This window comes from uncultured Marixanthomonas sp., from assembly GCF_963974425.1.
Classification (GTDB): Bacteria; Bacteroidota; Bacteroidia; order Flavobacteriales; family Flavobacteriaceae; genus Marixanthomonas.
On sequence record NZ_CAXBCK010000011.1, the window covers coordinates 1 to 12,302 of the forward strand.

Genomic DNA, 12,302 nt, shown 5'->3' on the forward strand with positions numbered 1-12,302 from the left:
ATCATGGGGTTGTGCAACGGTTACCGGTGTTGGGCTTTCGTACTTTTTAATCGATGTCTTTTTTTAACTTATCAGGATTTTGTCGTGTATCAAAAATTGTAATAATTTCTATTTCTTTTCGTTCCGCTATTATTCTGTAGAAAAATGTCGTTTGTTTTGTTACAACACATTTATACAGATTTTTAAATTCCGATGATTTTGGACAACTATCAGGTTGAATTGATATTTGTTTGATTTTATCGTTTAGTTTTGAGATAAACTTGTCACGGGTTTTTAAGTTCCACTCTTCCAGTAGATATTCAGATAGCTTTAGAAGTTTTGATTCGGCAAGTTCGGATAAGAATACTTTCATTAAGAAATTTTCTTTAGAAATGACTCGTAGGAAACCCTTTTTCCTTTATTCAATTCCTCAATACCTTGTTTTATTTCAGATTTTTCAGATAAAGACAATTCATCCCAAAAATCTACTTTTTCTTTTTTTACAAAGTCAGCTACCCTTTGGATGAAATCAGTATTTTCAGTCTCCAAAATCGTTTTGAGTAGTTCAAGTTTTGTTGTTCGAATATCCATTTTAAAATTTCTTTTAGTCAAATGTACAAAAAATATGATTTACCTCGATTTTTGTCAGTATGAAGCCCAACATACGTATAAACACAATTGCGTTTATATACATTATATGGTTTCTTTAAAAGGGGAGGTATAAACTACTAAAGTACTATTACCCCCTGTAATATACAAACCAACTTTTATACGTAGGGTTTTTATACTTTATTTCAAGAAAAATCTACGGTGTAGTATAGAAGGCGTGCTCGGGTTTGGTTGCAGTTTTCTTCGAGTGTTGTTCGAGTATTCTTCGACAAAACCCCCATTTTACGTATAAAACTCGAAGGAAACTAGGGGCAAACTCGAAGAAAACAACTTGATAATTGGGTTTTGGCGTTTCTTTTCTCAATACGATAACAGCATATTTTACCGCTTATATACTATTCTAATTGAAATCTGCTTCTTAAAATATGAAAAAGGTGAAGTAAATTGTATAGATTAAGAGTCTAAAATGACGAAATTGTAAATCCTATTAAAAATGAAAGATTATGAAATTTGTCGGTAGCCAGTTAGCCTATTATTTGAGGGATAGAGAGTTTAAAAAAAAATTCCAAGGTATTACTAAAATATTTAGCATTATTAGGCATTGTCGTCATAGTGTATTCTATTCTTTTTCATTTTATAATGGAACTCGAAGGGCAGCATCATTCTTGGGTTACAGGTTTTTACTGGACACTTACCGTTATGAGCACCCTTGGTTTTGGAGACATTACATTTGCATCAGATATTGGTCGTGCTTTCAGCATAGTAGTCTTACTCTCCGGGATTGTCATGTTGTTAATTGTATTACCCTTTGCCTTTATAAGGCACTTTTATGTCCCTCTATTAGAATCTAAAAAGAAAAACAAAGTTCCTCGTCAAGTTCCTAGTGGAACAAAAGACCATGTATTAATCTGTTCATATGATGTTATAGCGAGAGACCTTATGGAGCGATTAAAACAAGAAAATACGCCCTATTACATCATTGAAAACAATCTAGAGAAAGCACTTGAGATTCATGATGACCACGTTCCTGAGCTATATGGGAAGTTAGATAACGAAGATACTTTTGCACGCGCTAATGTTAAAGATGCGAAACTGGTTTTGGTGAATAGGGATGATATTATAAATACCAAGATTATTCTCACCATACGTAATATTGCTCCTACAGTACCTATTGTTGCCATAGCCACAGATATTGAATCGGTAGATGTACAACAACTTAGCGGTGCAGACCATGTGTTACCCATAAGAAAATGGCTAGGTGAACAATTAGCCAACAGGGTAAATGCACAACATGCAAAATCTCAACCCATCGGGCAGTATGAAGATTTATTAATTGCAGAACTGCCTGTACATAATACACCTCTAGTTTCTAAAACCATTAAGGAGGCTGGGTTAAGGAAAAAATTTGGAGTTAGTGTAGTAGGTATTTGGGAACGGGGTAGGTTACAATCTATAAACGGTAATGAAAAACTAGAAAACGATAGCGTTCTGGTTATAATAGGAAACAAAGAACAGTTACATAGTGTTGATGAGATTTTTCTTGACTACAATGTAAACCCTAACCCAGTATTGTTAATTGGCGGGGGTAGGGTAGGTTCGGCTGCTGCCGAATCGTTACATAAAAATGGAATTTTAGTGAATGTGGTAGACAAAGATCCGGGGATTTGCAAGAAGGTAAGTTCGTTTTGCAATCAAGTTTTTGCTGGAAAGGCATCAGATTACGAACTATTAAAAAGGGCTGGAATTCTGGAAGCCCCTTCGGTATTACTTACTACCCACGATGATACCATGAATATATTTCTAGCCTCTTACTGCCGTCAATTAAACAAAAAGGTAAGAATAGTGAGCCGAATATCTGAAGCTCGAAATATTGATATAATTCATAGGGCAGGAGCTAATTTTGTATTGAGCTATTCTACTTTAGGTGCTGAAGCAGTTTTATCAATTTCTAAAGGGCAAGAACTAACCGTTCTTGGTGAAGGTATTAACTTGTTTATTATCCCGATACCAGCATCATTAGAAGGAAAGTCTTTAGCAGAATCTGGTATAGGTGCTAAAACAGGGCTTTCTGTTATTGCTATAAAAGAAAACTCGGAAGTCATTACACTATTATCGGCCAATACATTGCTGCCCCAAGGTGCTGAAATAGTAATGCTTGGAAACATTGAAATGAAAAACAAATTCAATGAAATATATGATACAGTCGTTTAATTAGATTTCATAATTCGTGAAATTTTATTCTCTAATACTCCATATTTCGTGGATGGGATCTCCTTTACTGGACAAACCTGAGTGGTGCCAATCCCCATCAATAAGTTCATAATTAAATTGTAAGCTAAGCCCTGCTTTTGAATCGTCTCTGGAAAAGAATTCGATATTCTCAGTGTATTCACCATTTTTAGTAGTGTACGTTCCTCCACCCGTTCCCATAAATTGTTTAGTTTCTGTATTGTACGCTATCCATTGAAATCGACTTCCGGATAAAATTTTCATTGTTTTTCTTGGTCTACTTATATCGCGTGACTGCGTTTCACCATCTCTAATTCTGCCAGACATTAACCAAGCGCCTTGTAACTTGCCTGGCGTACCTTTATCTATTCTGCTTAATTTGATGTCTTTGTCAACAACTTCAATTTTATCATCGGTAATTAGTACGTTAAAACTTTCTTTAGTGCCTACACGTTCTGTGTTGTTAGTGTCGAACTCCACTTTCTTTGTCATCACATTTCCTTCTAACTTCCAACTACCGCCTTTTGTTTGAATAAATTCGCCAGTTGTAGCATTATAAGTAGTTGATGTTTGATAACCATCTGCAAAAATGACCACGTTTTTTAATTGGTCTCCATTTTTAGAAGTAGTAAAAGTTTCCCAAGCGCCAATAATACTTTGTGCTTTAATTCCAAAGGATGCGCAAGTACAAATAAGTAAAACAAGTATTTTTTTCATGACGTTATATTTTTATTAATGGTTAATTTTTTAAGGGTTAAGGTGTTCCTATAAAATAAGTTATATTTTTAAAGGCTGGAATTATTAGTTCAGTTTGCTTTTTCATAGTAACTAACAACGCTTATTTGAGGATTGAAGTGATTACAATCGCAATGCTTGCGTTGATTGTTTTAATTGATTTTTGAAAGTGGTTCCGTCTACTTGGGTGTTCCAAGTAGGGACCATTTTCTGTAATAATTCTTTTCCTTTTTCAGAATGGATTACTTCAGGGAAGGCTTTGTCCAATACATCGAGCATAATATGTACAGCTGTAGAAGCACCGGGAGAGGCACCTAACAAACAAGTAATGCTGCCGTCTTTACTGCTTACCACTTCGGTGCCAAATTGCAAGCGGCCGCCTTCATATTCATCTCGTTTTATTATCTGTACGCGTTGTCCCGCAATTATAACATGCCAGTCTTCATTTTTGGCATCTTTTACAAATTTCCGAAGATCGTCCATACGGTCATCAAAAGACATGGCTACTTGCTCTATTAAATATTTGGTTAGAGGTAAATTATGCCAAAAACCACCTAGCATAGATGGAATGTTTTTAAAATTAAGAGACTTAAACAAATCGAGATTAGAGCCTTCTTTTAAAAACTTAGGGCTAAACCCCGCAAAAGGACCAAATAATAATTCGCGTTTGCCATCAATATAACGGGTGTCGAGATGAGGAACAGACATGGGCGGATCGCCTAATCCTGCTTTGCTATACACTTTGGCATGGTGTTGATTAATAACATCTTCATTTTTACAAACCAGCCACTGTCCGCTTACAGGAAACCCTCCATAGCCGTCTTTTTCGTCTATTTCTACTTTTTCTAACAATAGTAGACTGCCACCACCAGCACCTATAAAAACGTGTTCGGCATCTAAGTGTTGTGTATTTCCGGTTTGAGTGTTTTTAACTTTAACTGACCAATCTACGCCTTCATCTGGGTCTATGTCTAATACTTCTTCATTACACTGAACGCAGGTGTCATAATCTTTTTCTAGAATATTGAAAAGCTTTTTGGTCAATACACCGTAGTTTACTTCGGTACCTCGGTCTATTCGGGAGGCAGCCATTGGTTCATCATCCTTTCGGTTTTGCATAATAAGCGGAAACCATTTCCTCATAACCTCTTGGTCTTTTGTAAACTCAATGTGCTGAAACATATAATGTTCTTTCATAGCGTGGTATCGTTTCTCCAAATAATCTGCATTGGCTTTTCCTGTAACCCAACTATGGTGTGGAACGTTGTTAATAAATGACTTTGGGTCTGTAATATGTCCGGTATCTACCAAATACGACCAAAATTGTTTTGATATTTCAAACTGATTACAAATGGAGATGGCTTTGCTTATGTCAATAGTGCCGTCTTCGTTTTCAGGAGTATAATTAAGCTCACACAATGCTGAGTGGCCAGTGCCGGCATTATTCCAAGCAGCGGAGCTTTCCTGAGCTACTTTACCTAATTTTTCAAGTATTAATACTTTTAATTCGGGCTTTAATATTTTAGCCATTAATGCCAGCGTAGCACTCATAATGCCGCCACCAACACAAATTAAATCGTAATCCTTATTCACTTTTAAGGTATCCATAGCTCTTTTTCTATAAAGGTACATAAGTATTGCTGAAAACGAAACTCGATACAAAATGTAACAAGTATTACGATTTTATCTGAATACTGTTATAATCTTTTGCGGGAATTACTACATCGGTTTTGAATACAACGGTATTGTCTTAATAAAAAGTTAAAGTTGTTTAGGTAGGACCCTTTTCAGATGCACTAAACTAGAAAAAATAAGGGAATCCGTTTATATTTACCAATTGATAAAACTGTAGGCTCTCAAGCTTTTGTTTATCAGGTTTAATACTAATAAAAACTCTCTTTTTTGATGAAAAAATTAATTATTTGCTTTCTCCTTGCCACATTTGTAATGCCTATACAGGCCAACGAAGGTATGTGGTTTTTAATGCACATAGAACGATTAAACTATCGTGATATGCAAAAAATGGGCCTTCAACTTACGCCCGAAGAAATATACAGTATAAACAATTCTAGTCTCAAGGATGCAATTGTACAGTTTAACCGCGGTTGTACTGCTGAGATTATTTCAGATAAAGGATTGGTACTTACTAATCACCACTGTGGATATAGTAAAATTGCTGAGCTTTCTACTTCTGAAAATGATTATCTAACCGACGGATATTGGGCTAAGAATAACCAAGAAGAGTTAAAACCTAAAAGTCTATCGGTACGTTTCTTTGTGAGAATGGACGATGTTTCAAAAAGAATTTTGGAGCAGGTAAATGATTCAATGTCTGAAGCTGAGCGCGAAGCTGCTATTAATCGTGAGATAGCTAAAATTGAAAAAGAAAATAACGAAGGTGGAAAATATACCGTTTCAGTTAAATCTTTTTACCAAGGAAACGAGTTTTACTATTTTGTGTACCAAGATTATAACGATGTACGTTTAGTAGGAACTCCTCCGGCAAGCATTGGTAAATTTGGTGGAGATACAGACAATTGGGAATGGCCAAGACATACGGGAGATTTTTCACTTTTTAGAGTATATGCCGATAAAGACGGAAATCCTGCCGAATATTCAACAGACAATGTACCTCTTAAGCCAAAGCACCATTTAACCACCAGTATAAAAGGTTTTGAAGAAGATGACTTTGCTATGATTATGGGTTATCCAGGTAGAACCAATCGTTGGATGCCCGCTGGAGGCATTGAGCAGAATGTAGGATATGCATATCCAGCTTGGGTTGAGGCTTCAAAAACATCCATGGATGTTATGAAGAAATATATGGATAAGGATCAACAAGTGAACCTTGATTATGCTTCAAGTTATGCTTCTATCGCAAATTATTGGAAAAACCGCCAAGGAATGATTGATGCGCTAAAGCAACACAAAACTGCAAAAACGAAACGAAAAGGTGAAAAGTCCTTTAAAAAATGGGCGTCAAAAAAAGGTAATGAAAAGTATACCGATGTAATTCCAGTAATCAACAATTACTACAAAAACACGAATGAAATAAGCCGTCATAACAACTATTTAAGTTTGTTACTTAGAACTAAAGTGGCGACACTTCCATACCGTTTAGGGAAAACAATAGATTTTTATTTACAACAAAACGAAGCCAAACAAGCAGAGTTAAAACCTGAATTGGATGCTCAAATTAATGATTTATACGAAGGGCTTTACCTTCCCTTAGAGAAAGATGTTCTAGCTGCTCAATTAAAACTATACTCAAGCAAGGCTGAGAATGTTGCACCAATGGTTGCTAAAGTTGCAAAAGCAAATAATAAAAGTGAAGCTGGGTGGAATGATTATGTAAATACTGCTTTTGAGAATAGTATATTTGAAACTAAAGATAAGTTAGAAGCATTTATTGAAAATCCAGATGCTGAGGTTTTTAAAAACGATCCTTTATTTCAACTTTCCACAGATTTATTGAATCGTTACCGCGCCAAAACGGAAGAAGAAAAGCAGTTAGAGGACGACTTTGAGCGTGCTTATAGAATGATGGTTCAAGGAATGCGTTTGCAGAATCCTGACGAAAAATACTATCCAGACGCTAACAGTACATTGCGATTAACGTACGGAAAAGTGATAGCACTTCCTGTCGATGAGCGCAACGATGCCGATAAAAATTATTATACTACTTTAAAAGGAACTGTTGCCAAATATCAACCTGGTGATGATGAGTTTGATATGCCAAAGGAGCTTATTAACCTTTACGAAGAAAAAGATTTTGGACAGTATGCTGATGAGGATGGTTACTTACCGGTAAACTTTTTAACTGATAATGACATAACAGGAGGAAACTCAGGTTCGCCTGTATTGAATGGAAAAGGAGAATTAATTGGTTTAGCTTTTGATGGAAATATAGAAGCTATGGCTGGTGATGTAATTTTTGATGACCAACTACAACGTACTATAAATGTAGATATAAGATATGTACTTTTCTTGATAGATAAATTTGCTGGAGCAACACATATTATTGATGAGTTAACTTTATCGAAATAATAGTATAGTAGCATTACTATCATTTTAAAAACCACGAATCTTAAATTGATAAGTTCGTGGTTTTTTATTGATATTAGGAAGCAAAAACAAAACAGGCTGCGAAAATAATTCGACAGCCTGTTTTTAACTAAATTAATAAATATGGAGTGTTACTTTTTCATAGCAATGTAAATTCCTAAAAATAGGAAAGCATTTTAATTTATTAATAAAAAAAGGGGGATGTTGTAGGTTTAATAAAGAATAAAAGTAATTTTTTTTTAAGGGTTAACCCCCCCTAAATGTTGAGAATATTTTCCTACATATTAGAAATAAACTAACGTAGTGACTTTTTCTAGCCATTTTATAAAGCATATCTATTCGTAAAGGCGCTAACTTTTTTACTACTTTTAGCTTTTAAAAGAAAAAAGGTTAAAATAAATGCTTATTTCTAAACGTCTCCTCATACTTCTTATACTAATGATATTTTCTATGTCTGGTTTTGCACAGATAGAAACTGCTACGCAAGCAGACGATCGTATTGAAGAAGGTATTGAATTAATGTTTGAAAAAAAACATACTCAATCATTAGAGCTTTTGGTAGAAACTCAAGCCATGGCTCAAAAAAACCAATGGTATGAGCAAGCGTTTAGAGCCACACTTAATATAGGTTCAAACTATTACTTACTCTCAGATTATGGCGAAGCCCTTCAGCATTATTTAGAAGCCTACGAAATAGCCATCGAACATTTGGGGTCACGGCAAGAAATGACCGTACTCAATAATATAGGAATTCTCTATTTTCAAGAAGAAGAACGCTCGCAAGCAAAAAAATACTTTTTCAAAGCATACGAAAAAGCGAAACAAGTAAAAGATGAGGTGAAAGTAGGATATTATGCTGTAAACCTAGCATTGGTCTCTAACAAAATGAAGGAGGTAGATTCGGCTCAGTATTATATAGACGAAGCACTGCCTCTTTTAAAAGAAGCTCCCAATGTATTACTGCAGGGTAAAATGGCACAAGCTGAAATGTTGCTCTTAAAAGAACAATATACCAAAGCTGAAAAAATAGCCTTAAGCCTACTACCCGAATTACAAGGAGTATCCCAACTAGAGAACAGAGTATTTATTCTATTGGTGTTGGCTCAAATTAACGAAGCACGCAACCAATCATCAAAAGCATTAGACTATACATTAGAAGCTCGTCAAGTTCAAAAAGGCTTGGAAAACCAAACAGAGGTTTATGATTACCTATCTGAACTTTACGGGAAAACAGGCGATTTTGAAAAGGCAATCGCCTATAAAGACTCCGTGATTATCGCGGCAGATTCTTTAAATACAATAAGAAATAGAAAGTTGTTTGAAAATGAAAAAGTGAAATTTCAACTTCAAAACTACCAACACGAACTTTCTGAAAGCAAAGAAGTGCTTAAACAAGAGCGTCGCTTCTTTTATAGTATAATTGGGATAGCCGTTCTAAGTATGGGGTTTATAATATGGATGTACAGGAGTAATTCAGTAAAACACAAACAACGCAAAAAGATTGTAGAATTAGAGTTGGCCAAGGAAAAAAGTGATCACTTACTAATTGAAAAGCAATTACGCGAAAAAGAAGCGTTAGCATCTTTAGAGCAAGAACGCCTTAAAAATGAATTGGAAGTAAAGAATAGAAAGCTCACTGCAAAAGCATTGTACTTATCCAGTAAAAATGATCTTATAGAAGAAGTGGTCCAGTCTATATCGCTTCATACCGAAATAGCTGAAAATCCACAATTGAAAAAGCAAATTACCGAATTAAAAAAACACCTAAAAAAAGATACACAATGGGATAGCTTTTTTACCCACTTTGAAGAAATCAATCAAGGCTTTCTTGATAGGCTTCGTAGTAAACATTCAAAATTGACTTCAAGTGACATTCGATTTATCACGTATTTGTATATGAATTTGAGCAATAAAGAAATTGCATCGCTCTTAAACATCACTCCTCAGTCCTGTAGAAAAAGAAAAGAACGAATTTCAAAGAAAATGGGCATACCAAATAACACAACGCTTCACACTTATTTATCAATGGTTTAGGGGGGTAGTCACGTTTTTAAGAAGAAAATGTCACGAAATGTCACGCTACTAATACGCTATAAAACCCCTCTTGTATCTATATTTATCAACATAATCTCAAAATAGATACGATGAAAAAGCTAACTACCCTATTATTTCTTTTCTTTTATATAATAATTGTACAAAACATCACAGCTCAAGTAGAATTGGAAGGAGCAACAGACTACGGACAATTATATAATGTTACGTATAGCGAAACAGAAGAAGATGTTGTCTATGCGCGAACAGTTACAAACCATATTGTTACATCAACAGATGGTGGTGAAACTTGGGGTATTTTATATGCCGAACCTTTAGATAACTATGCTACCCTTAAAGACCTTAAACTTATAAATGATGGAACGACCTTAAGCTTTATAGTTTCTGCTGAAGGAACCGACTATAATGCTATCGTGTTCTTTGATCTTGCAACCGAAACAATTACACGTACTTATTCACCGCCTAACTCTTTTGAAACGGATATTTTAATAGAATCATACGATGTCCTTGAGTCTAATAATGATATTGCGTTAATGCATACTACGTACTCCTTAGGGGGCGCTTATACCCACGAGGTTTTTTATACCAGCGATGGAGGTGCTAATTGGTTCCCGGTATATTACAGTGCAGTATATGATAATGTAGCTATTAATAATGTAGCTATTTCACCAGCAGATGGAGAAACCCTATTTTTAATGCGAGGCGGATCTACATCTCGCGTAATTGGAGGTTTATTTGTATCTAATGATGCTGGCCAAACTTGGGAAGAGAAAATTCCAGGGAATATGTACGATCCTATTACATTTAACCCTGATAATACAGATGATATTTTATTAGGTACGGGATATGGTTATGATACCCACCAAGAAAACCTATACCGCTCAATGGATGGTGGTGATACTTGGAATATAGTTCCGATAACTTGGACAACTATGTCTCAAGATAATATAAATGAAATAGTATTTAACCCGGCCAATACAAACGAGATTATGGTATTGGAAGAAAATGAAATAGTAGTTTCTTCAGATAATGGAACTACGTGGCAAAACTATGTATACAACGATATAGATCCAGAAACCTATTACTATGGTTTAACAGCTTCATACAACCCATTTGTATCTCGCGAAGTATTAATTAGTACAAATTATTATCCTTTTTTATCTGAAGATGGAGGGGCTACATTAACTAAGTTAAAAAATCCTTTCATTAACTCCTCAGGGACGGTAGCCTCTTTCACTTCAGAAGATGAAAATCACGTGTATTATGGATTACGCTCAGGCTATATTCATAAAGACCTGCAAACAGGAACAGAAGAAGGTTATGGTTTACAGTCACTAGAGCAAGGCTTTGGTTCCCCTTTAAAAGTACATGCAGACCCTGTAGTTCCTGGACGTGTGTTTACTAATAATAGAGTAGTTAATACCTCATATTTAAATGTAAGTGCCGATCACGGAGCCGATTCAAAGCAAATTGCTAGTTCTATGTTTTTCTTAATTCTTGAAGATGTATCTACTTCCGTTACCAACCCGAACATAAGTTGGTTGTCAACCGGTATAGAAGCACATAAAATAGACCTTACCGATATGGAGAATATTGTAGATACGAATATTCCAGTACCGCAAACGGGAGAAGTAGTTACAGCCGTACAAGTAGATCGTGAAGACGAAACTTCAATTTATATAACGCAAGACGTTAGTTTTTATAAATCATCGAATGATGGCGCTATGTGGGAGCTTGCTGTTACTGGCTTAGAAGATTTAGTTTCTCGTGATGATTTAATAATAGATATTGAGCAAAATCCGTTGAACACCAACCAATTAATGTTAGCAACGACAAATGGTATTTACTTATCTGAAGATAAAGGGGATTCTTGGAGTCTTATTTCTTCAGAATTTACAAACGACGTTGCCTTTTCAACAGTAACTGAAGATGCCATTGTAGCCGTTACTCATTATTCTGATGGATTTAATATTCCCCTTCCAGTAGCAAAAACAAAGATTATTTTTAGTAAAGATATGGGAGAAACGTGGGAAGAAATAACACCAGAGATGCTAAACTATCCTGTTACTGAAACATCAGCCTTCACTTTTACAGCAGATGCTGTAGATGTTTATTTAGGCGTACAAGATTTAGGGTTGGTAAAGTATAACATCGATCTTACCACGCTTTCAATAACTTCTGAAATTTTAGAAAAGAAAACAATTGCATTGTATCCTAACCCGGCTACAAATAGTTTTTCAATAAATAGTTATGATAAAGTTGAAGCAATAGCTATTTACAATATGGCAGGACAAGAAGTTAAGAAAGTAGCCAAGGTTAATGAAGAAATAAATATTAGTGATTTAGCTAACGGATTATATATTGTGAAAGTGAAAACTGCGAAAGGAACCCTATCTAAGCGTTTATTAAAAGCAAACTAGGGTGGTAGCATTAAAGGAATCGTAATTATATGATTAAAAAAATAAAAAAAGATTGTAAGTAGTAAGTAAATTAGATTTAAGTTAATACTTTAAAAGGCCACCTATTTAGGGTGGTCTTTTTTTTTATTTGTTTATAGATTTGAATGAACTTTATTTATAAGAGCTAATAGTGTATATGTTTTATCTTTTTAAGATTAATTATCAGGGAGTATT

At 34.9% G+C, this 12,302-nt stretch carries 8 protein-coding genes; 4 read left to right on the forward strand and 4 right to left on the reverse strand.

What is annotated here, in order from left to right; translation table 11 throughout:
• Positions 1-46: 46 nt before the first annotated feature.
• Both AACZ92_RS04310 and AACZ92_RS04315 read right to left on the reverse strand, forming a co-directional pair.
• A complete protein-coding gene (locus AACZ92_RS04310; RefSeq protein WP_339697500.1) occupies positions 47-352 on the reverse strand; it encodes a type II toxin-antitoxin system RelE/ParE family toxin in 306 nt (101 codons plus the stop codon).
• Complete coding sequence (locus AACZ92_RS04315) at positions 352-570, reverse strand: hypothetical protein (RefSeq protein WP_339697502.1); 219 nt, start codon at positions 568-570, stop codon at positions 352-354. The genes AACZ92_RS04310 and AACZ92_RS04315 overlap by 1 nt, the downstream gene beginning before the upstream one ends.
• Before the next feature lie 657 nt (positions 571-1,227).
• On the opposite strand from AACZ92_RS04315, the gene AACZ92_RS04320 reads away from it, so the two are divergent.
• On the forward strand, positions 1,228-2,799 hold the full coding sequence (locus AACZ92_RS04320; RefSeq protein WP_339697504.1) for an NAD-binding protein: 1,572 nt from the start codon (positions 1,228-1,230) through the stop codon (positions 2,797-2,799).
• Positions 2,800-2,823: 24 nt separating this feature from the next.
• Here AACZ92_RS04320 and AACZ92_RS04325 read toward each other — a convergent pair whose 3' ends face one another.
• Both AACZ92_RS04325 and mqo read right to left on the reverse strand, forming a co-directional pair.
• A complete protein-coding gene (locus AACZ92_RS04325; RefSeq protein ID WP_339697506.1) occupies positions 2,824-3,534 on the reverse strand; it encodes a membrane or secreted protein in 711 nt (236 codons plus the stop codon).
• Positions 3,535-3,675: 141 nt separating this feature from the next.
• Positions 3,676-5,160 carry a malate dehydrogenase (quinone) gene (gene mqo, locus AACZ92_RS04330; RefSeq protein ID WP_339697508.1) on the reverse strand — a complete coding sequence of 495 codons (1,485 nt, stop codon included), beginning with the start codon at positions 5,158-5,160 and terminating at the stop codon, positions 3,676-3,678.
• A gap of 297 nt (positions 5,161-5,457) precedes the next feature.
• On the opposite strand from mqo, the gene AACZ92_RS04335 reads away from it, so the two are divergent.
• The 3 genes from AACZ92_RS04335 (at position 5,458) to AACZ92_RS04345 (ending at position 12,089) form a co-directional block, all read left to right on the forward strand.
• On the forward strand, positions 5,458-7,599 hold the full coding sequence (locus AACZ92_RS04335) for a S46 family peptidase (RefSeq protein WP_339697510.1): 2,142 nt from the start codon (positions 5,458-5,460) through the stop codon (positions 7,597-7,599).
• 456 nt (positions 7,600-8,055) lie between these two features.
• Positions 8,056-9,651 (forward strand): tetratricopeptide repeat protein, encoded by a 1,596-nt coding sequence (locus AACZ92_RS04340; protein ID WP_339697512.1) that lies wholly within the window; start codon positions 8,056-8,058, stop codon positions 9,649-9,651.
• Between the two features lie 110 nt (positions 9,652-9,761).
• Positions 9,762-12,089 (forward strand): T9SS type A sorting domain-containing protein, encoded by a 2,328-nt coding sequence (locus tag AACZ92_RS04345; RefSeq protein ID WP_339697514.1) that lies wholly within the window; start codon positions 9,762-9,764, stop codon positions 12,087-12,089.
• Positions 12,090-12,302 lie beyond the last annotated feature (213 nt).

Coding starts and splice junctions, on each gene's coding strand:
- AACZ92_RS04310 (WP_339697500.1), bottom strand. CDS start 352: ATGAAAGTATTCTTATCCGAACTTGCCGAATCAAAACTTCTAAAGCTA.
- AACZ92_RS04315 (WP_339697502.1), bottom strand. CDS start 570: ATGGATATTCGAACAACAAAACTTGAACTACTCAAAACGATTTTGGAG.
- AACZ92_RS04320 (WP_339697504.1), top strand. CDS start 1,228: ATGGAACTCGAAGGGCAGCATCATTCTTGGGTTACAGGTTTTTACTGG.
- AACZ92_RS04325 (WP_339697506.1), bottom strand. CDS start 3,534: ATGAAAAAAATACTTGTTTTACTTATTTGTACTTGCGCATCCTTTGGA.
- mqo (WP_339697508.1), bottom strand. CDS start 5,160: ATGGATACCTTAAAAGTGAATAAGGATTACGATTTAATTTGTGTTGGT.
- AACZ92_RS04335 (WP_339697510.1), top strand. CDS start 5,458: ATGAAAAAATTAATTATTTGCTTTCTCCTTGCCACATTTGTAATGCCT.
- AACZ92_RS04340 (WP_339697512.1), top strand. CDS start 8,056: ATGATATTTTCTATGTCTGGTTTTGCACAGATAGAAACTGCTACGCAA.
- AACZ92_RS04345 (WP_339697514.1), top strand. CDS start 9,762: ATGAAAAAGCTAACTACCCTATTATTTCTTTTCTTTTATATAATAATT.